The organism is Shouchella oshimensis, from assembly GCF_004375095.1.
Classification (GTDB): Bacteria; Bacillota; Bacilli; order Bacillales; family Bacillaceae_D; genus Shouchella; species Shouchella oshimensis.
The window spans coordinates 692,347-718,769 of sequence record NZ_SNUX01000001.1 but is presented as its reverse complement, the minus strand read 5'-3'; the positions used below and the strand labels follow the sequence as shown (position 1 = coordinate 718,769).

At 40.4% G+C, this 26,423-nt stretch carries 22 protein-coding genes, 2 tRNA genes and 1 other annotated feature; of the genes, 21 read left to right on the top strand and 3 right to left on the bottom strand.

Going from position 1 to position 26,423, the window contains the following annotated elements; all coding sequences use genetic code 11:
• Positions 1-2: 2 nt before the first annotated feature.
• The 3 genes from E2L03_RS03760 (at position 3) to E2L03_RS03750 (ending at position 806) form a co-directional block, all read left to right on the top strand.
• The gene (locus tag E2L03_RS03760) at positions 3-506 is read left to right on the top strand and encodes a metallophosphoesterase family protein (protein ID WP_038481707.1); all 504 of its coding nucleotides are present in this window, start codon (positions 3-5) and stop codon (positions 504-506) included.
• 150 nt (positions 507-656) lie between these two features.
• Positions 657-730, top strand: a tRNA-Gly gene (locus tag E2L03_RS03755).
• Positions 731-732: 2 nt separating this feature from the next.
• Positions 733-806 (top strand) — tRNA-Arg (locus tag E2L03_RS03750).
• A 93-nt stretch (positions 807-899) separates the two neighbouring features.
• On the opposite strand, the gene E2L03_RS03745 is transcribed toward E2L03_RS03750, so the two are convergent.
• The 3 genes from E2L03_RS03745 to E2L03_RS03735 all read right to left on the bottom strand — a co-directional run bounded on the left by E2L03_RS03745 (position 900) and on the right by E2L03_RS03735 (position 2,628).
• Entirely contained in the window at positions 900-1,568 is a 669-nt protein-coding gene (locus tag E2L03_RS03745) for a glycosyltransferase family protein (RefSeq protein WP_038485896.1), read from the bottom strand.
• Between the two features lie 10 nt (positions 1,569-1,578).
• Complete coding sequence (locus E2L03_RS20810; protein ID WP_038481704.1) at positions 1,579-2,133, bottom strand: CatB-related O-acetyltransferase; 555 nt, start codon at positions 2,131-2,133, stop codon at positions 1,579-1,581.
• Between the two features lie 84 nt (positions 2,134-2,217).
• Positions 2,218-2,628, bottom strand: a complete 411-nt coding sequence (locus E2L03_RS03735) for a hypothetical protein (protein ID WP_124742328.1) — start codon at positions 2,626-2,628, stop codon at positions 2,218-2,220.
• 269 nt (positions 2,629-2,897) lie between these two features.
• Between E2L03_RS03735 and ilvD the strand changes: the two genes are divergently transcribed.
• From ilvD to hemB, 18 genes are all read left to right on the top strand, one after another.
• Complete coding sequence (gene ilvD / locus E2L03_RS03730) at positions 2,898-4,562, top strand: dihydroxy-acid dehydratase (protein WP_134258584.1); 1,665 nt, start codon at positions 2,898-2,900, stop codon at positions 4,560-4,562.
• A 3-nt stretch (positions 4,563-4,565) separates the two neighbouring features.
• Positions 4,566-4,790, top strand: a binding site (T-box leader).
• Positions 4,791-4,861: 71 nt separating this feature from the next.
• Positions 4,862-6,601: a biosynthetic-type acetolactate synthase large subunit gene (ilvB, locus tag E2L03_RS03725; RefSeq protein ID WP_055736264.1), complete on the top strand. Its 1,740-nt coding sequence runs from the start codon at positions 4,862-4,864 to the stop codon at positions 6,599-6,601.
• Positions 6,598-7,116: an acetolactate synthase small subunit gene (ilvN, locus tag E2L03_RS03720; RefSeq protein ID WP_038481695.1), complete on the top strand. Its 519-nt coding sequence runs from the start codon at positions 6,598-6,600 to the stop codon at positions 7,114-7,116. The genes ilvB and ilvN overlap by 4 nt, the downstream gene beginning before the upstream one ends.
• Positions 7,117-7,135: 19 nt before the next feature.
• On the top strand, positions 7,136-8,164 hold the full coding sequence (gene ilvC, locus E2L03_RS03715; RefSeq protein ID WP_038481691.1) for a ketol-acid reductoisomerase: 1,029 nt from the start codon (positions 7,136-7,138) through the stop codon (positions 8,162-8,164).
• Positions 8,151-9,689 (top strand): 2-isopropylmalate synthase, encoded by a 1,539-nt coding sequence (locus tag E2L03_RS03710; protein WP_038481688.1) that lies wholly within the window; start codon positions 8,151-8,153, stop codon positions 9,687-9,689. Before ilvC ends, E2L03_RS03710 begins: the two co-directional genes overlap by 14 nt.
• A gap of 11 nt (positions 9,690-9,700) precedes the next feature.
• Complete coding sequence (gene leuB / locus E2L03_RS03705) at positions 9,701-10,783, top strand: 3-isopropylmalate dehydrogenase (protein ID WP_095150486.1); 1,083 nt, start codon at positions 9,701-9,703, stop codon at positions 10,781-10,783.
• Positions 10,784-10,794: 11 nt separating this feature from the next.
• Positions 10,795-12,210 carry a 3-isopropylmalate dehydratase large subunit gene (gene leuC / locus E2L03_RS03700; RefSeq protein WP_038481682.1) on the top strand — a complete coding sequence of 472 codons (1,416 nt, stop codon included), beginning with the start codon at positions 10,795-10,797 and terminating at the stop codon, positions 12,208-12,210.
• On the top strand, positions 12,207-12,794 hold the full coding sequence (gene leuD / locus E2L03_RS03695; RefSeq protein ID WP_038481679.1) for a 3-isopropylmalate dehydratase small subunit: 588 nt from the start codon (positions 12,207-12,209) through the stop codon (positions 12,792-12,794). The genes leuC and leuD overlap by 4 nt, the downstream gene beginning before the upstream one ends.
• A gap of 207 nt (positions 12,795-13,001) precedes the next feature.
• Positions 13,002-14,057, top strand: a complete 1,056-nt coding sequence (locus E2L03_RS03690) for a hypothetical protein (RefSeq protein ID WP_134258583.1) — start codon at positions 13,002-13,004, stop codon at positions 14,055-14,057.
• A 157-nt stretch (positions 14,058-14,214) separates the two neighbouring features.
• A complete protein-coding gene (tig, locus tag E2L03_RS03685; protein WP_134258582.1) occupies positions 14,215-15,513 on the top strand; it encodes a trigger factor in 1,299 nt (432 codons plus the stop codon).
• Positions 15,514-15,828: 315 nt separating this feature from the next.
• Entirely contained in the window at positions 15,829-17,100 is a 1,272-nt protein-coding gene (gene clpX / locus E2L03_RS03680) for an ATP-dependent protease ATP-binding subunit ClpX (RefSeq protein ID WP_035395947.1), read from the top strand.
• A gap of 140 nt (positions 17,101-17,240) precedes the next feature.
• On the top strand, positions 17,241-18,911 hold the full coding sequence (gene lonB / locus E2L03_RS03675; protein WP_055736267.1) for an ATP-dependent protease LonB: 1,671 nt from the start codon (positions 17,241-17,243) through the stop codon (positions 18,909-18,911).
• Positions 18,912-19,109: 198 nt separating this feature from the next.
• Entirely contained in the window at positions 19,110-21,443 is a 2,334-nt protein-coding gene (lon, locus tag E2L03_RS03670) for an endopeptidase La (RefSeq protein ID WP_038481666.1), read from the top strand.
• Positions 21,440-22,039, top strand: coding sequence for a ribosome biogenesis GTP-binding protein YihA/YsxC (gene yihA, locus E2L03_RS03665; protein ID WP_038481663.1), 600 nt, complete (start codon positions 21,440-21,442; stop codon positions 22,037-22,039). The genes lon and yihA overlap by 4 nt, the downstream gene beginning before the upstream one ends.
• Before the next feature lie 162 nt (positions 22,040-22,201).
• The gene (gene hemA, locus E2L03_RS03660; RefSeq protein ID WP_055736269.1) at positions 22,202-23,575 is read left to right on the top strand and encodes a glutamyl-tRNA reductase; all 1,374 of its coding nucleotides are present in this window, start codon (positions 22,202-22,204) and stop codon (positions 23,573-23,575) included.
• A 190-nt stretch (positions 23,576-23,765) separates the two neighbouring features.
• Positions 23,766-24,695 (top strand): hydroxymethylbilane synthase, encoded by a 930-nt coding sequence (hemC, locus tag E2L03_RS03655; protein ID WP_055736270.1) that lies wholly within the window; start codon positions 23,766-23,768, stop codon positions 24,693-24,695.
• Positions 24,695-25,447, top strand: coding sequence for a uroporphyrinogen-III synthase (locus tag E2L03_RS03650; protein WP_134258581.1), 753 nt, complete (start codon positions 24,695-24,697; stop codon positions 25,445-25,447). Before hemC ends, E2L03_RS03650 begins: the two co-directional genes overlap by 1 nt.
• Positions 25,431-26,423, top strand: a complete 993-nt coding sequence (gene hemB, locus E2L03_RS03645) for a porphobilinogen synthase (protein WP_055736272.1) — start codon at positions 25,431-25,433, stop codon at positions 26,421-26,423. Before E2L03_RS03650 ends, hemB begins: the two co-directional genes overlap by 17 nt.

Below are 26,423 nucleotides of genomic sequence, written 5' to 3'. Positions count from 1 at the left end.
ACATGAAGATCCTTGTTTTAAGTGATACACATGGGTGGAAAGAAGAACTAGTTTCCTTTTTAAACCCTCTCAGAAGTCAAGTTGACCTCATTCTTCATGCAGGAGATTCTGAATTAGCAGAGGATACGAATGCCCTAATGGATGTTAAAACGGTAGCAGGAAATTGTGATGTATTCGCTTCTTTTCCATCAGAAGAGATCCTTGATCTAGGTAAGCATCGCATTCAATTGACCCATGGACATTACGAAGGTGTAAAAAGCTCCTTGAGCGAGCTTGTGCGTAAAGCCCAAGACAATGGTGCCTCTATTGCGATTTATGGTCATACCCACATTCCGAAAGTACAGAGAGTTGATAACGTGATTACCATTAACCCAGGTAGTCTTCGATTACCTAAAGGTCCATTTGAAGGCTCGTATTGCATGATTGAATTATCCGAAGACAAAATAAGCATTGACTACTTCACAATGAATGGAAGTCCCATTGAAGAGTTACAAGCTCGTTTCTAAATATAGCTAGACAAATTTCTGTTTACTAGTTGACACTTTAACTTTAATCGTGTATATTTATAAGCGTCGCAATTAGTTCTTGCGGCGCTGTTTAGAAGCATTACATAATAGTCTGGAACGATTAGAGACATGCGATAGTAATGAAACCATGCGGGTGTAGTTTAGTGGTAAAACCTCAGCCTTCCAAGCTGATGATGTGGGTTCGATTCCCATCACCCGCTCCATTGTCCCAGTAGCTCAGCAGGATAGAGCAACGGCCTTCTAAGCCGTCGGTCGGGAGTTCGAATCTCTCCTGGGACGCTTATATGTGTACATAATGAAAACCCTCTTCCAAGTAAGAGGGTTTTTTTAGTATAAAACGTAGAATCAACTGCTGATGAACGACTGCAACGATTATGTTAATTGTTTCCGCCACTGCTGAAAAGCTGGTAACGCTTCATAATAGCCTTTCATTGTTGAGGATTCGCAATAGTGAATGACCCAAGGACTTGACTGATGTGCTACGCCAACATCATATCCTTCTTTTGCATATTGCAAGGATTGGGCAGTGTCATAAAAATGCCAGCCTGTAATGGCTTCCTCTGGCCAAGTTAGGTCATACTGTGTCACCATTAAAAGACCATCGATACAAGCAACTTTTTCATACATATACGTTGTGTCCACAAAGATGGTTTGCTTAAATGTATCACGAACTTCGATAATTTTTCCGACTTTAAACTTATAGTCACTTAGCCACCACATCCCATGAAATGGCAATTTCCGAGTGCCGATGACACCAAATAAGCCGAGGTTTTTATTATTCTGAAATATAAAAAGCAGGTCGTATAGAAAAGATTGGTTCAAAATAAAACTATCTTGATGTAAATACACTTTGTATTGTCCTACTGCTTGGTTCATACCAGAATTGTAACCAGCGGTCATACTGACAGCACCACGAACGGGTACAATCTCACTCTGATAACCAGAAGGCATATAGAGTTGTTCGATATGTGCGCAGCATCGCTTAAACAACGCCTCATTAGTAACACAACAAATAAAACTAATTGTTTTTTTTAGATTCATATCACTCATTTCACGTCGATCGCTTTTTTGCATAAGTGACTAATTGGTCGATATCACCAGATTGCAAAACAGGCGATAGTTGAATGACCTCATCCTCTGGCCAATTCCACCACTTTATTTGTAAAAGTTGATCTCGCTGTTCCTCTGTAAACCTGTATTTAATAGGTTTTGCTGGGTTTCCACCTACAATGCAGTAGGGTGGGACATCTTTGCTGACAACGGCATTGGCAGCAATAATCGCGCCATCACCGATCGTAATGCCTGATAAAAGGACAGCTCCGCTCGCTACCCAAACATCATTACCAACAACAATATCACCTTTACTCGTTGGGTGTTCAGTTGTTGTTGATATAGTAGGATAGAAAACGTTAAATGGGTAAGTGGTAATCCAGTCTACTTGATGGTCCGCACCTAGAAGAATCCTTACACCTGCAGCAAATGAGCAGTAATTCCCGATTTTTAATGTCACATCTGGAACTAAATGTAATATATCAAGTGTTGATCCATACGAAAATGCGCCAATCTCAAATCCTTGTAAGCTCGGATGATCTTTTAAAAATAGCATAGCACGCTCCTTTCAAAAGCTTCTTACAATGTATTCCTTTGAGTAGAGAACTATGAGAAAGACAAAACAAAAAAACGCCTATATTTATTGGGGGGAGGCGTTTTTAAGGCTTTGAGTCTCTTTAGTAAACGTGTATAAAAAAGTGTTTACATCTTCTTTAAGTTTTTCATCAGAAATGAAATAAACGGTCCATCCTTTACGCTGTAACGAGCGAATTATTTTCTTTCTTTGGATGGTATCTTGTTTTTTCAAGAATGCAATTCGGTAAGGTACCAATGCAACATGAATAAGAATGTTGCCTACAAAAAAATCGGGTGAAGCGTACAAGCCGTTTTCTCTTAACGTGCGGCAAAGTAGTCGTTGGGACTCGTTTTTGCATTCGTTCCAATGATTGGTAACGAGAATGAGAGAAGGACGGTTTACAGGTTTAAATAGATTGACTAGAAAGGATAAGGGAGCAAATTTGTTTTTTCTCTTATTATAGTTTGCTTGCATCAAATCACCACCTTTTTTTACTATCCCCGTTTTTCAGAAATTTATAGCCTTTTTCAAAAAAGATTTTTTTAGGGTTGAATCCTTAATCCCTTGAGACTGTAAGCGTATTCAAATGACAGAAAGATTAAATTTCTTTTCAAAAAAAGGTTGACCTTAAAATTGAAGACGCGTATAGTAAGTTTCAATAATAGTTAAACAAAAAACAGATGTATTTCTCAGGTGGATGTTCTTATTCACAAGAAATAACTATTTAATAAGGGGAGATTGATGTGAGAAGCGACATGATCAAGAAAGGAATTGATCGCGCACCTCATAGGAGTCTTCTTCGTGCAGCAGGTGTAAGTGAGGAAGATATGGATAAGCCGTTTATCGGTGTTTGTAATTCCTATATTGATATCATTCCTGGGCACATGCATCTAAATAAGTTTGCAGAAGTAGCGAAGCAAGCGATTATTGATGCCGGAGGGATTCCGTTTGAATTTAATACAATAGGTGTAGATGATGGAATCGCAATGGGGCATATTGGGATGAGGTATTCACTCCCAAGTCGAGAAATTATTTGCGACGCAGCAGAAACAGTAATTAACGCACATTGGTTTGACGGTGTTTTCTATATTCCAAATTGCGACAAAATAACGCCAGGTATGTTAATGGCATCTGTACGGACGAATGTTCCATCGGTTTTTGTTTCTGGTGGCCCAATGGAGGCAGGAAGAACAAAGGATGGACAAAGTTTATCTCTTGTTTCCGTATTTGAAGGCGTGGGCGCATTTGCGTCAGGAAAAATGACAAGGGAAGAGTTACTAGAAATCGAACAACAAGCTTGCCCAACGTGTGGCTCTTGTTCTGGAATGTTTACAGCCAATTCCATGAATTCGTTAATGGAAATGCTTGGTCTTGCGTTACCAGGAAATGGTACACTTGTTGCTACATCGCAAGGGAGACATGATTTAATAAAAGATGCAGCGAAGCATCTAATGAATTTAATTGAAAAGGATATTCGACCACGAGATATTGTCACAGAAGAAACCATTGACGATGCATTTGCCCTCGATATGGCAATGGGTGGATCGACGAATACTGTGTTACACACATTGGCAATTGCCAATGAAGCAGAAATAGAATATGACTTAACTCGAATTAACGAGGTGGCGGAACGAGTTCCGTATTTGTGCAAAATTAGTCCTGCTTCTGATTACTCGATGGATGATGTGCATAAAGCTGGAGGTGTCGCCTCCATTATCAAAGAATTAATTCACATGGGTGCTATCAAAGGAGATCGACTAACGATAACAGGAAGGTCTCTTTATGACACAGTGGCTCATGCCGAAATTACGAATACCGATGTCATTCGAACGAAAGAAACAGCATATAGTCCTGTAGGTGGCTTATCAATTCTTTATGGTAATATTGCTCCAGATGGGGCCGTTATAAAAGTAGGTGCTGTTGACCCATCCATTAGAATTTTTGATGGGGAAGCGATTTGTTTTAACTCACAAGAAGAAGCTCAGGAGCAAATCAACAAAGGGAAAGTACGAGAGGGCCACGTTGTCGTCATTCGTTACGAAGGTCCTAAAGGTGGTCCTGGAATGCCAGAAATGCTTGCACCCACTTCAGCGATACAAGGAAGAGGCTTAGGCACAAAAGTCGCTTTAATGACAGATGGCCGTTTTTCAGGTGCTTCGAGAGGCATTTCAATTGGACATATCTCACCAGAGGCTGCTGAGGGTGGACCAATTGCTTTTGTAGAGGATGGAGATCGAATTACAATTAATTTAATTGATCGAACCATTGATTGGGATATAACGGAAGAAGAATTAGCCCGAAGACGAGAAGGTTGGGTAGAGCCAGAACCAAAAGTGAAAAAAGGATACCTCGCTCGCTATTCAAAGCTTGTGACATCCGCAAATACTGGCGGCATTATGAAAATTTAATAGCACAACACGTTGAGAAGGAAAGTAGCATTTGATTTTATCTACAGAGAGCCGTTGGTTGGTGGAAAACGGTGGTAAAGGAAATGTGAAACTCACCTTTGAGTACGACTCTGAACAATAAGTAGGAGTTGTCGGATGGTTGAACCACCATTCGTTAACAAAAAAATGAGGCTAATTCTAATATTAGTGAATAAGGGTGGTACCGCGAGAGACTTTCTCGCCCCTTGTATGATAATCATACATGGGGTTTGAGAAGGTCTTTCTTTTTTTATATAAAAGAGGGAAGGGAGAGAGAATGCATGCTACATGCGAGTGAACAAACAGAAGATGAGAACAAAACGACTAAAGAAACGAATGCGCCTTGTACTGGAGCAGAAATTTTATTAAGGTCTTTGGCGAAGGAAGAAGTAGATGTCATTTTTGGCTACCCAGGGGGGGCAATTCTTCCAACGTACGACGAAATTTATAAGCTCGGGATCAATCACATTTTAGCAAGGCATGAACAAGGTGCCATTCACGCAGCAGAAGGTTATGCAAGGGTAACAGGGAAGCCCGGTGTATGCATTGTTACTTCAGGGCCTGGTGCAACAAATGTAGTGACGGGCATTGCGGATGCAATGATTGATTCACTTCCTCTTGTTGTCATTACTGGTCAAGTTGGAACGAAAGTAATTGGTACAGATGCTTTTCAAGAAGCAGATATGCTAGGTATTACCATGCCGATAACAAAGCATAATTATCAAATTCGCTCCATTGAAGAATTGTCACAAACGGTTAAAGAAGCGTTTCATATTGCTCAAAGTGGTCGACCGGGCCCAGTATTAATCGACTTACCAAAAGATATATCACAGCAAATGGGGGTTTTTACCTACGACAAGCCAGTTTATTTACCAGGGTATCAACCGAATGCAAGACCGAATAAGCAGCAAATTCGAAAGGTTCTGGAATCGTTCCAAGAAGCTAAGAAACCGGTTCTACTTGCTGGAGCTGGAGTGCTTCACGCGCAAGCATCTGAGGAATTGACTTCCTTTGTTGAAAAAACAAACATTCCTCTTGTATCAACGTTGCTTGGTTTAGGGTCTTACCCGGGAAATAATGAAAATCATCTTGGAATGGGAGGCATGCACGGCACGTATGCGGCAAATATGGCCTTGCATGAAGCAGACTTTCTTTTGAATATTGGGTCACGTTTTGATGATCGTTTAACGGGTGTATTAGAACATTTTGCCCCCAATGCAAAAATTGCACATATTGATATCGACCCAGCTGAAATTGGAAAGAATATTCCTGCTGAAATTCCAGTAGTAGGTGACGCAAAAGCTGCCTTAACACTTTTATTGGAAGGCGATGTTCATCCATATGCACATCATGATCAATGGCGAGAACAAACGCAGCATTGGAAAAAAGAATTTCCATTATGGTATAAGCTCGATAAAGAAGTGATTAAACCACAAGAATTAATAGAGCGACTTTATGAACATACAGGCGGAGAAGCTATTGTTACCACCGATGTGGGACAGCACCAAATGTGGGCAGCTCAATATTTCTCATTCAATAAACCGAATCGATGGATTACTAGTGGCGGACTAGGCACGATGGGGTTTGGATTTCCAGCAGCAATCGGTGCACAAATCGCTGAGCCTAAACTTCCAGTTATCGCGATTACAGGTGATGCAGGATTTCAAATGACCTTACAAGAGATGTCCATCCTGCAAGAATTGCAGCTCCCAGTAAAAATAGTCATTGTGAATAACGCTTCCCTCGGAATGGTACGACAATGGCAACAATTATTTCATGGTGAACGTTATTCGCATTCTTTGTTCCCTATTCAACCTAACTTCTCTAAATTGGCAGAAGCTTATGATATTAAAGCCATTAAGGTTGAAAAGCGTTCAGATTTATCAGATGCAATTAAAGAAACATTTGACCATCAAGGTCCCGTATTACTGGAAGTTTGTGTTGCAAAAGAAGAAAATGTCTATCCCATGATTTGTCCAGGTCAAGGTCATCACTGTATGGAAGGGGTTGAGCCATTGTGAAACGAACCATCACCGTCCTTGTTCAGAATCGTTCTGGGGTACTAAATCGAATTACAGGTTTATTTGCGAGACGCCAATACAATATTGATAGCATCACTGTTGGTGTCACCGATAACCCCACTGTTTCAAGAATGACATTTGTTGTTGTTGCTGATGCGATGGAAAATGTTGAACAAGTAATGAAACAGCTCCATAAGCAAGTCGATGTTTTAAAGGTGAAAGATGTTACTGAAGAAGCAACCGTATCCAGAGAGCTAGCCTTAATCAAAATAGCCGCAACACCTGAACAACGGGCAGAAATTGGATCACTTGCTGAGACATTTCGAGCACAAATCATCGATGTAGGGAGAGATTCATTAACCCTTCAAGTAACGGGTCACACGGATAAGGTCGAAGCATTTATTGAATTGATTAAGTCCTATGGCATACAAGAAATTGCAAGAACAGGCGTTACAGCCATAAATCGCAGCGTAAAATCACAACATGATACGTCGCGTTTAACACTTATTTATTAAAAAAAGGGAGAGATTGACGATGGCAAAAGTTTATTACAATGGTGATGTTAACGAAGGATTTTTAACTGGAAAGACAGTAGCAATTATTGGATACGGATCACAAGGTCATGCGCATGCTTTAAATTTGAAAGAATCAGGCGTCGATGTAATTGTTGGTTTACGTCAAGGGAAATCTTGGGAAAAAGCAAAAGAAGATGGTTTCAATGTGTTTCCTGTTCAAGAAGCGGCGGAGAAAGCAGAAGTAATCATGGTTCTCCTTCCAGATGAACAACAACCGGAAGTTTACAAAGCTTCTATTGAAAGTGAACTTACACCTGGAAAAGCACTAGTATTTGCACACGGATTTAACATTCACTTTAATCAAATCGTGCCTCCAAGTGATGTAGACGTATTTCTTGTTGCACCAAAAGGACCAGGGCATCTCGTACGTCGTACTTTCACAGAAGGTGCTGGTGTACCAGGTTTAATCGCTGTTTATCAGGATGCAACTGGAGAAGCTAAAGACATTGCTCTTGCATACGCGAAACAAATCGGAGCTGCCCGAGCAGGTGTGTTGGAAACGACGTTTAAAGAAGAAACGGAAACAGATCTTTTTGGAGAGCAAGCTGTATTGTGCGGTGGGACATCGGCGCTAGTGAAAGCTGGTTTCGAAACGTTAGTCGAAGCAGGCTATCAACCAGAAATTGCCTATTTTGAATGTCTCCACGAACTTAAATTAATTGTTGATTTAATGTATGAAGGCGGATTAGAGTACATGCGTTATTCTATTTCGGATACAGCTCAATGGGGTGACTTCCAAGCAGGTCCGCGTATTGTAACAGATGAGACGAAAAAAGAAATGAAAGCGATCCTAGATGACATTCAAAAAGGGAAGTTTGCTAAAGGATGGATTCTTGAAAATAAGTTAAACCGTCCAGAATATAACGCTATTAATACTGCTGAAGCAAATCACCCATTGGAAGTTGTTGGTCGTGAACTTCGCGAAATGATGCCATTTGTTAAGCAATCAAAACAAAAAAAAGGAGCCGTTAACCATGGGCAAGGTTAAAATTTTTGATACAACATTGCGGGATGGAGAACAATCTCCAGGAATAAACCTTAACCATAAAGAAAAGTTAGACATTGCATTCCAACTAGAGCGTTTGGGAGTAGATATCATTGAGGCTGGATTTCCAGCCTCCTCACAAGGTGATTTTCAATCTGTAAAAGATATAGCTACCCAAATAAAGAATTCGTCTATAACAGGGTTAGCACGATCAAAGAAAGAAGATATTGATGCTTGTTGGGAAGCGCTAAAACAAAGTGCTGAACCGCGTATTCATGTATTTCTAGCAACATCACCAATTCATATGCAATATAAATTAAAACTTACACCAGAACAGGTTGTGGAGCGAGCAGTTGAGAGTGTAAAGTATGCAGCAAAAAAATTCCCCTACGTTCAATTTTCTGCTGAAGATGCAAGTCGGTCTGATTGGACATTTCTTGCTAGAATAATTGAAGCAACCATCGATGCTGGTGCGTCTGTGATTAACCTACCAGACACAGTTGGCTATGGGATGCCAAAGGAAATATCCGAATTATTTGAATATATGACTAAAAACGTTCCGAATATTGATCGGGCTATATTGTCTACTCATAATCATGATGACCTTGGAATGGGTGTAGCGAATTCTCTTGCGGCCGTTCAGGGAGGAGCAAGACAGGTAGAATGTACAATTAATGGTATCGGTGAACGAGCAGGTAATGCTTCCCTTGAAGAGATTGCGGTTGGTTTGCATATCCGTTCAGACTTCTATAAGACGGGTACAAATATTCAGCTTAATGAACTAAAACGAACGAGTGCGTTAGTTAGTCGCTACACTTCCATGCCAATTCCAAAAAATAAAGCAGTTGTCGGCTCAAATGCATTTGCGCATGAATCAGGTATTCACCAAGATGGAATGTTAAAACATAAAGAAACATATGAGATTATTACGCCAGAGCTTGTTGGAGCAACGTCTTCAAATCCTTTAGGGAAGCATTCTGGAAGGCATGCGTTTCAAGAAAAAATGAAAGAATTAGGTTTTAAAGGCACTGCAGATGAATTGAATCAGTTGTTTCAGTCGTTTAAAACACTGGCGGACAAAAAGAAAACTGTTACAGAAGACGATCTCTACGCACTCATGATTGACCAAGGGGAAGACGAACAAGTTCAGACATACAGCCTCCAAGCGTTACAAGTATCATATGGGACAAATCAAACACCAACAGCGACAATAAAGCTAGTTAAATCAGGAGATAAAGAAATAACTGAAGCGAGCACAGGATCTGGAAGTGTAGAAGCGATTTATAATACGCTAGCAAAGCTAACAGACTATGAATATCGTTTAACAGACTACCGTATTCAATCCATAACAGAAGGAGAGGATTCGTTAGCTGAAGTACACGTAAAACTGTCTAAAGAGGAGCAGTCCCAGTCCGGCCGAGGTGTCGCACATGACGTTTTAGAAGCATCAGCTAAAGCCTATTTGCATGCTGTAAATCGTATGTTAAATGAGGAAAAACGAAAAAAAGAACCATCAACGGTTGGGTAGGAGGATACAAAATGATAAAAAAAATTACAACACTACCTGGTGATGGTATTGGTCCTGAAATTGTCGAGTCAGGTAAAGCAGTACTCCAAGTCATTGCGGATTTATATGGACACCAATTTGAATTCCAAGAGGGCTTAATAGGCGGAGCCGCCATTGATGCAACGGGTGTTCCACTCCCAGACGAAACAATTGAACGTTGTCAATCATCTGATGCTTGTTTACTGGGCGCAGTAGGGGGACCGAAATGGGATCAGCACCCACCTCATCTGCGACCGGAGAAAGGATTGCTTGCCATTCGACAAGCATTAAATCTCTATGCTAATTTGCGACCAGTGCAAGCCCTTGATGCCTTAATAGAAGAATCCACTTTAAAACCAGAAGTAGTAAGTGGTGTTGACGTTCTCATCGTCCGAGAGTTAACAGGTGGTATTTATTTCGGAGAGCCAAGAGAGCGTCGCACCATTGATGGTGAAGAGGGTGTTGTTGACACGCTTGTGTACAAAAAAAGTGAGATTGAACGTTTATTACATCGGGCTTTCCAGTTTGCTGAAATTAGAGGAAAGCACGTAACGTCAGTCGACAAAGCGAATGTTCTTGAGTCCAGCAGAATGTGGCGAGAATGTGCAAACGAAGTAGCCACTCACTATCCGTCGGTAACACTGGAACATATGCTTGTAGACAATGCTGCTATGCAGCTTATACGCCAGCCAAAGCAATTTGACGTTCTTGTAACAGAAAATTTATTCGGTGATATTTTAAGTGATGAAGCGTCAATGATTACTGGTTCGCTAGGAATGCTCCCTTCTGCTAGTTTAAACGGAACGGCCTTTGGCTTATATGAGCCAGTACATGGATCAGCGCCAGACATCGCTGGGTTAAATCAAGCCAATCCCTTAGCGACAATTGCATCGACTGCGATGCTACTACGATATAGCTTCGGTTTGTTAGAAGAAGCAGATTGTATTGAACAAGCAATCAATCAAGTGTTGTTAAAAGGATATCGTACAGCTGATTTAACGAATGCCAATGCAATCTCGACGGAAGAAATGACGAAAGCAGTCATTAAGGAAATAAAAGTAGCAATTCACTCTTAGGAGGAGCATGTATGGGAAAAACAATTATCGAAAAAATATGGGAGAAACATACGATCGTATCAGAATCGAATCAGCCGGATTTGCTCTATGTTGATTTGCATATGGTTCATGAAGTGACGTCACCACAGGCATTTGAAGGCTTAAGAATCGCAAATAGAAAGGTGCGAAGACCAGAGCGTACATTTGCAACAATGGACCATAATGTACCGACTTTTAATCGTTACGATATACAAGATCAAATTGCCCGTTTACAAATGGAAACATTAGCAGATAATTGCCGTGAATTTGGTATTGAAATTGCTGATTTGGAGCATCCAGATAACGGAATTGTCCACGTAATTGGACCAGAACTTGGTTTAACGCAGCCTGGACATGTCATTGTTTGTGGAGATAGCCATACCTCGACTCATGGTGCATTTGGAGCGTTGGCATTTGGAATTGGCACGAGTGAAGTCGAGCATGTATTGGCTACTCAAACGGTGTGGCAGTCAAAACCGAAAACGTTACAAGTTCATATTACAGGGAGATTAGGTACTGGCATTGCTGCAAAAGATGTGATCCTTGCGATCATTTCAAAGTTTGGTGTGAATGTAGGCACTGGTTCCGTCATTGAATTTACTGGTGAAGCTATTCGTGGGATGACTATGGAAGAGCGAATGACGATATGCAATATGTCTATCGAAGCAGGGGCAAAGGCAGGTTTAATTAGCCCGGATCTCGTAACGTTTGACTATTTAAAAGGCAGAAGTCGTGTTCCTGAGGGTGAGGCATTTGAAGAGCTGGTTGAATATTGGTCCTCACTAGTCACAGATGCTGATGCAACATACGATCGAACGGTTACGATTGATGCAAGTGAAATAGAGCCAATGGTGACGTGGGGAACAAATCCTGGCCAAGGAGCTCCTATTTCTTCTTTTGTTCCAGATCCACAATATGCTTCTTCAGAAAATGAAAAGCGTGCCATTGCACAGGCACTTGCTTATATGGAGCTAGAGCCGAATACGGCTCTAACAGATATTTCCATCCAACATGTTTTTATCGGATCTTGTACGAACTCCCGTTTTAGCGATCTTGAAGCAGCTGCTCGCATCGTAAAAGGCAGACATGTTCATCAAGATGTAACGGCGATTGTTGTACCAGGGTCGGAAAAAGTAAAGCGTCGTGCTGAAGCAGAAGGACTTGATCAAATCTTTAAAGACGCAGGCTTTGATTGGCGCAGTTCTGGCTGTAGTATGTGTCTTAGTATGAATCCAGACAGGGTACCGGAAGGGGAACGGTGTGCATCAACGTCAAACCGTAACTTTGAAGGGCGACAAGGAAAAGGGTCTCGTACACACCTAGTGAGTCCAGCAATGGCAGCTGCGGCTGCAGTGAGCGGGCATTTTGTCGACGTGCGAACATTTGATGTTAGGAGTGATGCGAAGTGAACCCGATCCGCATTCATAGAGGCAAGGCAGCGGTATTAGATCGTGTAAATGTTGATACCGATCAAATTATTCCGAAACAGTTTCTTAAAAGAATTGAACGAACTGGATTTGGACAATTTTTGTTTTATGATTGGCGTTATGAAGCAGAAGGAAAAGAGAATCCAGATTTTGAATTAAATCACCCATCTGCTAAAGGCGCAAGTATCTTAATTAGTGGTGATAACTTTGGCTGTGGTTCATCAAGAGAACACGCACCTTGGGCGTTATATGATTACGGCTTTAAAGTAGTAATTGCTTCAAGCTTTGCCGATATTTTTTACAACAATTGCGTGAAAAATGGCTTACTACCTATTCGTCTATCTGATGAAGAAGTAAAAACATGGATGACACTAGTGAATGAAGGGAAGAGTCACATAACAGTTGATCTGCTTGAGCAAAAAGTTATCGGTGATCGTATCGAATCTTCATTCGAAATTGATCCTCATTGGAAAAAGATGCTTATTAATGGATGGGATGAAATTGACTTAACGCTGAAGCTAGAAGAGCACATTACAAATTTTGAAGCTTCCTACACGAGTCAGTAGTAGCCAAAGCCATTCAATATTTACTTGAAAACAGTCGTTTTTTTAGAAATTCTTTCATTTAAGCTCCTTAGTCATACACTAAGGAGCTTCTTTAATGTTTTGAATGAAAGGGATTAGGGAAGGAATAACGAATAAAAACATGGGGAACTTTTGTTAGAGAGTGAAGGCGTGTTAAAGTAGGCATATAGAGAAGGCAGGCGATAACAATTGAAAGATAAAAAGCAAGGAGAAGATAAGATCATTTTATTTCCTGGCTTGGTAAAGCGTTTGGTCGAAGAAGGAATGAATGAATTAAAGCAAAAGCATGCAGAAAAGGCATACCAGCTTTTTGCAGAAGCTTCTTCTTATGATCAAGGGGATCCGCAAGCGAGATTCGGGACTGTACTAAGCTTAATTGAATTAAATCGTCAGCAGGAAGCTGTTATGGAGACAGAAAAGTTATTAAATGAAGGAATTGGTCATTACTTTGAAATCTTACAAGTACATGTGTCATTACTTGTTCAACTATCTCGTTACGATCAAGTCGTTCACTTACTAGAAGCTGTACTAAGTGAAGATAAAATTCCTGCAAAGGATGCAGAAACCTTCTATGAACTGCTTCATTTCAGTCGGCAAATGAGTGAATCAAATGAGTATAGTGAAGCATCTTTGTCTAAACAAAATCAAGAAGAAACAATGTTAGAATTAAAAGCAGGGCTTCACGCAGCAAACGAACCAGCTAAATGGAATGCATTGCAAACCGTTCGTAAGCTTGGACTAACCGATTTAACGGATGAGATTAGGAGCTTCGTACTAAATAAACAAACGAACCCTCTTATGCGTACATATGCGTTACAGTTGTTACATGAATGGGGCGACCGTAAGCCATTACGATATGAACGAGATCATCAAGTGGTTATTGTAACCCCTAGTGAGCTTGAAGAGCCAGGTGAAAGACAGGTAGATCAGGCGATAAGAAAAGCTTTAGAAGACCAGCTCGAACAAGAAGATCCAACTTTATTACATATGGCAAAACAACTACACCATACATACTTGCTTATGACCTATCCATTTGAACTTAATCCAGAAAATCCAAAGGCTTGGGCTTGTGCATTTCATTTAGTTGCTGCGGAACAACTTGGCCTTGAAACAGATGAAACGACAATGATGGAATGTTATGAATGTGAGCGATTTGATGTTCTTTCTGCTTCAGATGAAATTGAAGCGTTGGAGCAGGATATTTTACTAGAAGCTCAAAATCAAAACGAGTGGTTTCATACATAGGCTTGAGGGTTTTTATTATAGTAGAAACAACATAAATACATCTAACCTTATTTTATAAGAAGGAAGACATTGAAAGATTCATTCGATATGTTATAATGGAATGGTTGTCAAAAACGTGATAAAGTAGTGTAGAAATTACATGTTGGAGGGAAATATTATGTCTGCAAATTGGGAAAAGACAGAACAAAATACAGGCGTCTTAACGTTTGAAGTTGAAGCAGATAAAGTCAACGACGCTTTAGATAAAGCATTTAAAAAAGTTGTGCAAAAAGTAAACGTACCTGGCTTCCGTAAAGGAAAAATGCCAAGAGGTCTTTTTGAAAAGCAATTTGGCGTTGAATCGCTTTATCAAGATGCTATTGATTTAATGTTACCAGAGGCATACTCAAATGCCGTTGAAGAAACAGGAATTTTCCCTGTTGATCGTCCGGAAGTAGATGTTGAATCAATTGGTAAAAACGAAAAAGCTGTATTTAAAGCAACTGTAACGGTTAAACCAGAAGTGAAACTTGGTGACTATAAAGGTTTAGAAGTCAAGGTGCCAAGTGCAGAAGTTACGGATGAAGATGTTCAAGAAGAAGTAACAAAACTTCAAGAGCGTCACGCTGAACTTGTTGTTGTTGAAGATGGCGAAATCCAAAACGGCGATACAGCTGTTATTGACTTCGCAGGCTATGCAGATGGTGAAGCCTTTGAAGGTGGAACGTCTGAAAACTATTCACTTGAAATTGGCTCTAATTCGTTCATTCCTGGTTTTGAAGAACAACTAGTTGGTCTTAAAACAGGAGATGAAAAAGAAGTAGAAGTAACTTTCCCAGAAGAGTATCATGCAGAGAATCTAGCTGGAAAGCCAGCAACGTTCAAAGTGAAAATTCATGATGTAAAACGTAAAGAGCTTCCAGAACTTGATGATGAGTTTGCAAAAGATGCGAACGAAAATGTTGAATCACTGGATGAGCTTAAAGCTGAGTTGCGTAAGACGCTTGAAGAGCAAAGAAAAACAGAATCAGAAAATGCTGTCCGTGATGCGTTATTAGAAAAAGCAGCGGATCAAGCTGATATTACTGTTCCTGATGCAATGGTTAATACTGAAGTGGATCGTATGCTTCAAGAATTCGGTCAACGTTTACAAGCTCAAGGTATGAATTTGGATATGTATTTCCAATTCTCAGGGCAAACAGAAGAAGATATGCGTAATCAATTCAAAGAAGATGCTGAGAAGCGTGTTCGTGTGAATTTAACACTTGAAGCTATTTCTGAAGTAGAAGATGTACAAGTTTCTGATGAAGAGGTAGAAGAAGAAATTTCAAAAATGGCTGAGATGTACCAGCGTTCTGCTGATGAAATCAAAGCACTACTTTCTGCGCAAGGTGGTCTTGACACAGTTAAAGGCGATTTGAAAATGCGTAAAGCGATTGACGTACTCGTTGATCACAGTAAAGAAGCAACAGCTTAATGTAAAAGGTGCGGGCATAACACCCGTACCTTTTTCCCTTATACGGCGATACGTAACATGAATGTCCGCTTTTATTCATAAGTATAGTATGATTGTTTGCTAATTTGAACAAAATGATAGTAGCTGAAAAAGAAGGGTTTTTACAATCAAGCTTGAATTGTACTCTGAGAGGGAAGAGTAAGGGTAGTGATTGCTCTAGCTCATACATAAAATGCATATCTCTAGTTTGTTGAATTAGTCTATGCTAAAATGATTTGACATTAAGCTTTTATGAGCAAATCATGGAAAAAAAGAAATCCTGTAAGGGGTGAGGTTATGTTTAAATTTAACGAGGAGAAAGGACAGCTTAAGTGTTCTTTTTGCGGTAAAACTCAAGATCAAGTCAGAAAGCTTGTAGCTGGGCCTGGAGTCTATATATGTGATGAGTGTATTGAGCTTTGCACAGAGATCGTTGAGGAAGAACTAGGGACTGAAGAAGAGGTTGAATTAGAAGAAATTCCAAAACCTAGTGAAATTTGCGTCATTCTTGATGATTATGTTATCGGCCAGCGAGATGCAAAGAAATCTCTTGCCGTCGCCGTCTACAACCATTACAAGCGCATTAATTCAATGGCACGTTCCGAGGATGTTGAATTAGCAAAGAGTAATATAACGTTAATTGGACCTACAGGGAGCGGAAAAACCCTTCTTGCACAAACTCTTGCACGTATTTTAAATGTACCTTTTGCGATTGCTGACGCTACATCGTTAACGGAAGCTGGTTATGTTGGTGAAGACGTAGAAAACATCCTACTAAAACTCATTCAAGCAGCTGACTATGATGTGGAAAAAGCTGAAAAAGGTATTATCTATATTGATGAAATTGATAAAGTAGCTCGAAAATCTGAGAATCCATCTATTACCCGTGATGTTTCAGGGGAAGGTGTTCAGCAAGCGTTGCTGAAGATTCTTGAAGGTACAACTGCTAGCGTGCCACCACAAGGTGGTAGAAAACACCCTCATCAAGAATTTATACAAATTGATACAACAAACGTGCTGTTTATTTGTGGGGGCGCATTTGATGGAATCGAACAAATTATTAAAAGCCGTTTAGGAAAGAAAATTATTGGATTTGGTTCCGACGATTCAAAACAAGAAGAGTTAAAACCAGGTGAGTACCTATCAAAAGTACTTCCTGAAGATCTTTTGAAATTTGGATTGATTCCGGAATTTATCGGTCGTCTCCCAATTATTTCGAGTCTAGCGCCACTTGATACAGATGCGCTAGTTGAAATTTTAACGCAACCTAAAAATGCTCTCGTAAAACAATATCAAAAACTGCTTGAACTTGATGATGTTGAATTAGAGTTTACAGATGAAGCGTTAAAAGAAATTGCCAAAAAAGCAATCGAACGTAAGACAGGTGCTCGTGGACTCCGTTCAATTATTGAGAGCATTATGCTTGATGTTATGTTCGACCTTCCATCTAGAGAAGATGCAGTGAAATGTATTATCCATGAAGGTTGTATAACGGACGGTGCAGAGCCGATTATTAAATCAGCAGATGGCACAGAGTTAACCCTTAATAAGCCGAAAGAAAGTGCATAAAGTAGAAACCACGTTGGTCTTTAACCAACGTGGTTTTTTGCATCGTGTTTAGAATTGGAAATAATGCGCTTGACCGTTTTCGACTAACGTCTTGTCTCAAGGTCATACTAACGTCAATAGAACAATTAGGAGGCAAACAGATGGGTTTTACGACAATTGCATTATTTGTCCAATTATTTTTTGGTGTTATTATTGGTGTTTATTTTTGGAACTTATTAAAAAACCAGCGGAGTCAAAAAACGTATATTGATCGAGAATCAAAAGTGGAATTAGATAAAATGAAAAAACTTCGCTCCATTCGATTATCTGAACCGTTAGCTGAAAAAGTACGTCCAAAATCATTATCAGAAGTCGTTGGGCAAGAAGACGGTTTGAAAACATTGCGTATGGCATTGTGTGGAGCTAATCCGCAACACGTTATCATTTACGGACCACCTGGTGTTGGAAAAACAGCAGCAGCACGTTTAGTGTTAGATGAAGCAAAAAAAAGCAATCACTCTCCATTTCAATCAACAGCTGTATTTGTAGAGGTAGATGGTGCTACCTCACGATTTGACGAAAGAGGAATTGCAGACCCTCTAATTGGTTCTGTACACGATCCTATTTACCAAGGGGCCGGTGCAATGGGGCAAGCTGGTGTGCCACAACCGAAACCAGGAGCAGTCACAAAGGCTCATGGTGGTATCCTATTTATTGATGAAATTGGCGAACTACACACGATTCAACAGAATAAATTATTGAAAGTGTTAGAAGACCGTAAAGTGTTTCTTGAAAGTGCCTATTACAGTTCAGAAAACGATCAAATTCCTACTCATATACATGATATATTCAAGCGTGGTTTGCCTGCTGATTTTCGTTTAATAGCTGCTACAACACGACAGCCGGAAGAGATGCCGCCAGCGATTCGCTCTCGCTGTTTAGAAGTCTTTTTTCGCGGTTTAGACCCGGGTGAAATCGAAGAAATTGCTAAGCGGGCTGCTAAAAAAGCTGCAATGACGTTAACCGATGAGGCATCGAAGAAAATGGCTTCATATGCAACAAACGGAAGAGAAACGGTGAATATGTTGCAAATCGCTGTTGGCGCTGCTCGAGCTGATGGAAGGCAAGAAGTACAGCTTAAAGATATTGAATGGGTAGCCCATTCTAGTCAGATGGCTCCTCGTCCAGAGCGACAAATCCATGAAAAGCCAGTTGTTGGTTTAGTAAATGGTTTAGCGGTAACTGGACCAACAAGCGGAGCATTGCTTGAAATTGAAGTGCTTGTGCATGAAAATGCGCAGCATGGTAAATTAACGATAACAGGTATTGCAGAAGAAGAACAATCTGGATCGCAAGTTCGTTCGATTAAACGAAAAAGCATGGCTCGTTCATCTGTTGAAAATGTTATATCGGTTTTAAAAAGAAAAGGTATACCGACAAATGACTATGATATTCATGTGAATTTTCCAGGAGGAACGCCAGTAGATGGTCCATCAGCTGGGATTGCTATTGCTACTGGTATTTATTCTGGCATAAAGCAAATGGCTGTTTCCAACGAAGTGGCGATGACTGGTGAGTTAAGTATTCATGCAAAAGTAAAGCCCATTGGTGGAGTGATTGCAAAAGTGAAAGCAGCTAAATTAGCTGGTGCAAAAACCGTTATTATTCCAAAAGAAAATGAACAAGCGATTTTAAAAGAAATCGATGGCATTGACGTCATTGCAGTAACAACCCTTGACGAAGTGTTTCAACTTGCGTTAATTCAGGAAGAAAGCACAGAAAATGTTATACCTGCCCAAACCTTCTCTACAGGAGGAGCTGTACCAATCTAAATAATGGACAACAAACCACTTCGTGAGCTAAAATGAGTAGATGGTTAACAAACCGGAAATGAATGATTGAAAGCGTCACTCTACTGAGAATGACGCTTTCTCCATTGTGTGTATCATCGTTTTTGTTTTTTAGCATAGAAATAAGATGATTAGACATAATGAATTTTTTATAAAGATAAAGGCGGAGGTGTCATGCGGATGGTTGACCAATATCAAGAACGCCGAGTTCCGCTCCTTCCTTTGCGTGGTGTATTAATCTTCCCAGGGGCAATTATGCACTTAGACGTAGGTCGTGAAAAATCGGTAAAAGCATTAGAAGAAGCCAAGCAAAACGATCAATTTTTATTTTTAGCTACACAAAAACAAACAACAAAAGAAGATCCGACGGAAGAAGATTTATATAGAATTGGTACCTTTGCTAAAATTGTTCAATCAACGAAATTAGCGAATGGAACGGTGCGTGTTCAAGTTGAGGGATTACAACGAGCTTCACTTACTGGTTTTCATGACCATGGAGATGTTCTTGTTGCTGACATTCAATTATTTGAGCAAGATGGTAAAGCTGATACAGAAACAGAAGCATTAATGCGTACGCTCCTTTCCATGTATGATCAGTTCTCCAAACAATCAAAACGCGCTTCACAAGAAACCCTTGCGACTTTGAAGGAAACAACAGCGCCAGAGCAATTTGCTGATTTAATAGCAGCGAATTTAACGTTAAAATTATCTCAAAAACAAACGTTACTTGAGTTTATTGATGTAAAAGAACGATTGCAAAAGCTGATTGAATTTCTTGGTAATGAACAAGAAGTATTAGGTCTTGAAAAGAAGATTGGCCAACGTGTAAAAAAATCAATGGAAAAAACACAAAAAGAGTATTACTTACGCGAGCAAATGAAGGCCATCCAAAAAGAGTTAGGGGATCGTGAAGGGAAAACAGGCGAAATTGCTGAGTTGAAAGAAAAAATAGAATCAGCGGAAATGCCTGAACACGTGTATGAAAAAGCGATAAAAGAGCTAAGTCGCTATGAGAAAATGCCAGCTAATGCTGGAGAAAGCTCCATCCTGCGAAACTACCTTGACTGGCTAATTCAATTACCATGGACGAAACAGACAGAGGATCAGCTTGATGTGAAAAAAGCGAGTAAAATCCTGGATGAAGATCATTACGGCTTAGAAAAAGTAAAAGAGCGAGTACTTGAATATTTGGCTGTTAGAAAGTTAACGAATTCAATGAAAGGCCCGATACTCTGCCTCGCAGGACCTCCAGGAGTCGGAAAGACATCCCTTGCACGGTCTATTGCACGATCGTTAAATCGAAAATTCGTGCGGATGTCTTTAGGTGGGGTGCGTGATGAAGCGGAGATTCGAGGTCATCGTCGAACTTATGTTGGAGCTATGCCAGGGCGACTGATTCAAGGGATGAAACGGGCAGAAACGATTAATCCGGTCTTTTTATTAGATGAAATTGATAAAATGGCAAATGATTTTCGAGGAGACCCAGCCTCTGCCTTACTTGAAGTATTAGATCCAGAACAAAACAATACGTTTAGCGATCACTATCTTGAAGAGGCATATGACTTATCAAACGTTATGTTTATCACAACGGCAAATAATATTGGTACAATTCCAGGGCCACTATTGGATCGAATGGAAATTATCTCTATACCTGGTTACACAGAGCTTGAAAAGAAACAAATCGCACGAAATTATTTGCTTCCTAAGCAAGTAAAAGAGCACGGCTTAACCAAAAGCCAGCTACCTGTAAAAGATGAGGCTCTAACGAAAATTATACGACATTACACCCGTGAAGCTGGGGTTCGAAACTTAGAGCGTCAATTAGCCTCAACATGTCGTAAAGCTGCTAAAATGGTCGTTATGGAAGATCGAAAACGTGTAACGGTAACGGAAAAGTTAGTAGAAGAGATGCTTGGAAAGCCAAGGTTTCGCTATGGCATGGCAGAGCAAGAAGATCAAATTGGTGCAGCAACTGGTCTAGCCTACACAGCCGCAGGTGGTACAACGCTTTCGATTGAAGTTTCCGCTGTTAAAGGGAAAGGGAAATTAACCTTGACTGGAAAGTTAGGAGACGTCATGAAAGAGTCTGCACAAGCAGCGTTTAGTTATATTCGATCTCGGTCAGAAGAGCTTTCTATAGCAACCGACTTTAACGATAAAACAGACATCCACATTCACGTTCCAGAAGGGGCGACCCCTAAGGATGGGCCATCAGCAGGAATTACAATGGCAACAGCGTTAATTTCTGCTCTTACTGGTCGAAAAGTGAAGCGTGAAGTAGGTATGACAGGAGAGATTACGCTAAGAGGTCGAGTATTACCAATTGGTGGTCTAAAAGAAAAAGCGATGAGTGCACACCGTGCTGGGTTAACAACCATTATTATTCCAAAAGAGAATGAAAAAGATATTGACGATATTCCAGCTAGTGTTCGTGATGATTTGACAATTGTCTTAGTGGAACATCTTGATCAAGTCTTGAAAGTCGCATTAAATGAGAGTGAAGATAAAAAATGAAAGTAGTAAAAGCTGAACTAGAACATGTAGCTGTCAAACCTGAACAATATCCAGTAAATCGGTTACCAGAACTTGCCCTTGCAGGTCGCTCAAACGTAGGGAAATCATCGTTTATTAACAAGATGCTTAATCGAAAAGGATTAGCCAGAACATCAGGTCAACCTGGTAAAACGCAAACATTAAACTTTTACGAGATTAATGAAATCCTTTATTTTGTAGATGTACCAGGCTATGGTTATGCGAAAGTGTCGAAGACCGAACGTGCAGCTTGGGGAAAAATGATTGAAACCTACTTATCAGAGCGAGAAGAGCTTAAAGCGGTGTTACAATTAATTGATGCACGCCATAAGCCTTCAGAGGACGATAAGCTAATGTACAATTGGATGAAGCATTTCGGAATTCCCGTCATTTTAGTTGCTACAAAAGCGGATAAAATCTCTAGATCAAAATGGCAAAAGCATTTAAGTATCATTAGTAAAGAGCTTGATCGGGAGGAAACAGATCCTTTGTTACTGTTTTCCTCTGAAACCGGGTATGGAAAAGAAGAAGCCTGGAAGACGATTCAATCCCATCTCCAATTAACGAAAAATAAGTAGTGCTTGCACTGCTTATTTTTTTCACTGTCTGGATTGTCTAGGATTGTTCACAAAAAAATTTTGAGTCCTTATTTAGACATGTTATAATTTAGGCATGATATAATGAGAATTGGATAAAGTAGAAGTAAGAGATTGGAAACGTAGCTTTAGGGGGCTTTTTAAATGCATACGATTGTCGTAGGAGTGAACTATAAGTCTGCCCCGGTGGAAATTCGCGAAAAGCTAGCTTTTGATGAAGACCAGTTGCCGGCGGCTCTTGCCCAACTGCGCTCATCAAAGAGCATTATGGAGTGTGTGATTCTATCAACTTGCAATCGCACTGAGCTTTATGTTGTAGCAGATCAAATTCATACCGGAAGGCATTTCACAAAAACGTTTTTAGCAAACTGGTTTTCCATTCATAAAGATGAATTAACAGCTTATTTAACAATAAAAGAAAATGATCATGCAGTTGAACATTTATTTCGAGTAGCCTGTGGCCTAGACTCAATGGTTATTGGTGAAACGCAAATTTTAGGTCAAGCTAAGCAAGCGTTTCAACTCGCCCAATCTTTACAAGTAACAGGTACTGTCTTTAATCAGCTATTTAAACAAGCGATTACTTTAGGAAAACGCGCGCATAGTTCGACGGCCATTTCTTCTCAAGCCGTCTCGGTTAGTTATGCTGGCGTAGAACTTGGTAAAAAGATTTTTGGTAGTTTTGAAGGCAAACGTGTCCTTATTGTTGGCGCAGGTGAAATGAGTGAGCTGACAGCAAAGCATATACACGCGAATGGAGCCGCTTCCATTGTGGTAATGAATCGAAGTGTTGATAAAGCTGAGAATCTTGCCGGTCGATTTAGTGGTGAAGCCGTTTCATTTCATCATTTAGAAGAAGAGTTGAAGCGTGCAGACGTTGTCATAAGCTCTACAGGAGCAAGAGAATTTGTATTAACAAAAGAGAACACGGAAAATGCTTTACGTTCCCGAGAGGAGCGACCGTTATTCATTATTGATATTGCGGTTCCACGTGATGTCGAGCCAACCTTAAACGAATGGGAAAATGTTCACTTATACGACATTGATCATTTGCAACATATCGTTGAATCGAACAAGCAAGAACGAGAACGCGAAGCTGAAAAAATCTCTTTAATGATTGAGGAAGAGATTGTTGAGTTCAATATGTGGGTAAACACATTAGGCGTTGTTCCTATCATTACAGCTTTACGTGGAAAAGCATTGCAAATTCAAGGTGATACCATGTCTAGTATTGAACGGAAATTACCTCATTTAACCGATCGAGAATTAAAGGTTCTTCGTAAACATACAAAAAGTATAGTGAATCAACTACTTCGTGATCCGCTAACGAAGGTAAAAGAATTAGCAGCTGAGCCTGATGCCCAATTATCGCTACAGCTGTTTACGGATATCTTTGCGTTAGAAGAGACGCTAGAAGAACAGAAAGAACGCGAACGCCAAAATGATATGAAGGCACTATGGAAACAAGAAAGTGAGTCCTATAGCGAGATTGAAGGCACTGTTGCTATGCGCTCGTAACCGACTGTTGTATTTCCATATGAGCGAATAAGGAGAGTTAAAAGCGCATCAGGCGACGACTCCAGTGGGAATGTTACTAGCTGAAGGTCTTGAGCTAGTGAACGTTTTCCACAAAGGCGTCAATCGATTGCGCTTTTTCTTTTTAGAACGAAACTGTACATAATGGTTTTATGATTTTAGGAGGAAGAGCATGAGAACAATTGTACTTGGTACAAGAAGAAGTAATTTAGCGATGACCCAAACAAGATGGGTTATTGAGCAATTTAAGAAATTAAATGTCCCGTATCAATTTGAAATAAAAGAAATTGTAACAAAAGGAGATCGAATACTAGACGTTACCCTTTCAAAAGTTGGCGGTAAGGGCCTTTTTGTAAAGGAAATTGAAGAGGCGTTACGCACTGGAGAAATTGATATTGCCGTTCATTCAATGAAAGATGTCCCATCAGAAATGTTGCCTGAATTTGTGCTTGGAGCCATTACCGATCGAGAAGATCCAAGAGACGCCATTATCAGTGAAAATCACGTGCCATTAAGTGAGCTACCAGCTGGTGCTATTATTGGGACGAGTAGTTTGCGTCGATCAGCCCAAATTTTGCACCGTTATCCGCACCTCTCCGTTCAATGGATTCGAGGCAATGTTGAGACAAGGCTGCGAAAACTTAAAGAAGAATCGTTTTCTGCGATTGTTCTTGCTGCTGCTGGACTAAATCGATTAGGCTATGCCAAATCGGCTGTCACACATTATTTAGAAACAGATGAATGTGTTCCTGCAATTGGTCAAGGGGCGTTAGGGCTTGAAGGGCGTAAAGAGGATGCTGAGGTGAATCGTCTCTTACAATTGTTAAATCATGAAGAAACAGCATCTGCCGTTCAAGCAGAGCGTGCTTTTCTTCATACATTAAATGGCGGGTGCCAAGTCCCAATCGGTGGCTATGCCACAGTGGAAAAAGGCGGTACGATTACTTTAACCGGCTTAGTAGGTTCTCCAGATGGAGAGGTTTTATTAAAAGAAACGGCATCAGGAGACGATCCAGTAAAGTTAGGAACGGACTTGGCAAAACAGTTATCTGCACAAGGGGCTGAAGACATTCTAAATAAAGTGAGAGAGAGTTTAGAGTGATGCTCGCTCTGCGAAACAAGCACATTCTGCTAACGCGAGAGGAAAAGGATGCAAAACAGTTTGCTGATTTAATTACAGCGTACGGTGGAACTCCTTATTTCTTACCTTTAATTAAAATTGTCTTTCGACCGGTAGGTGTTGAATCTACTAAAAAAGCAGCTCGTGCTGACTGGCTTGTTTTCACAAGTGTCAATGGTGTACGTTCGTTTTTTTCTACCTATCAAGGTGAACCCTTAAAGGCGAAAATGGCAGCAGTTGGTGTACAAACGGCTCATGAAATTGAGCGATACGGCTATCACACGTCTGTTGTTCCGAAGATTCAAGATGGTGAAGCGTTGGCGCGTTTGTTACAGATGGTGGTTGGACAAGAAGAACGTGTGCTAGTGGTGCGAGGTCAATTGGCAAAGCCAACCATTATTTATGGATTAAAGAACAAGGGCATTAACGTTGAAGCTCTAACTACCTATGATACGATTATGCCTAAGGAAGCCATTAGGGAAGCGAAAGCTTTGCCAAATCTAGTTTTTGATTATGTAACGTTAACAAGTCCATCTACAGCAACTCATTTGCGAGCTGTTATGGAAGCATGTACGATTTCTTATCGAAAAGTCGCGTGTATTGGACCGAGAACAAATGAGCGTGCTATTCAATTAGGGCTAACCCCAACGGTGACAGCAGATTCTTATTCAACAAATGGACTAGTAAAGGCCATGCTTATAGAGGAGGCACACAAACATGAACGTAACATTTAAGCGACATAGAAGACTAAGAAAAACAGCGGCTATTCGCGAAATGGTGAGGGAAACGACGCTTTCAGCAAATGATTTTATTTATCCCTTATTTGTAACGGAAGAAACAAATAAAAAGACAGAAGTTCCATCAATGCCAGGGGTGTTTCAATATTCGTTAGATCGTTTAAATGATGAAGTGGCTGAAGTGCAAAAATTAGGGATTCGTGCCATTATCTTATTTGGTTTGCCCCATCATAAAGATGAAATTGGGTCTGAGGCATTTGCGAGTCATGGCATCATTCAACAAGCAACAAGACAGATAAAAGAAGCGTTTCCTAATATGCTTGTCATTGCAGATACGTGTTTATGCGAATTTACAGATCATGGACATTGTGGCATTATCCGTGAAGGGGATGTTGTGAATGACGAGAGCCTTACCCTTTTAGTGAAAACAGCTGTTTCACAAGCGGAAGCCGGCGCTGATATCATTGCACCTTCAAATATGATGGACGGATTTGTAGCTGCCATTCGTAAGGGCTTAGACGAAGCAGGCTATGTGGATGTTCCAATCATGTCATATGCTGTGAAATATGCTTCAGCTTTTTACGGTCCGTTTCGTGATGCAGCAAATAGTGCGCCTGCGTTTGGTGATCGTAAAACGTATCAGATGGATCCAGCTAATCGTGAAGAAGCAGTGCGAGAGGCGACGTCTGATTTAGAAGAAGGAGCAGACTTTCTCATTGTTAAACCAGCTTTGTCGTACTTAGACATTGTTCGTGATGTCAAAGAAATGTCAAATGTGCCGATAGTGGCTTATAACGTTAGTGGAGAGTACGCGATGGTTAAAGCAGCAGCACAAAATGGCTGGGTGAACGAGAGAGCAATTGTATTAGAAAAACTTGTCAGTATGAAACGTGCTGGAGCAACCCTCATTCTAACGTACTTTGCAAAAGATGCTGCACAATGGCTGTATGAAGAAACACGAGGAGGTTACTAA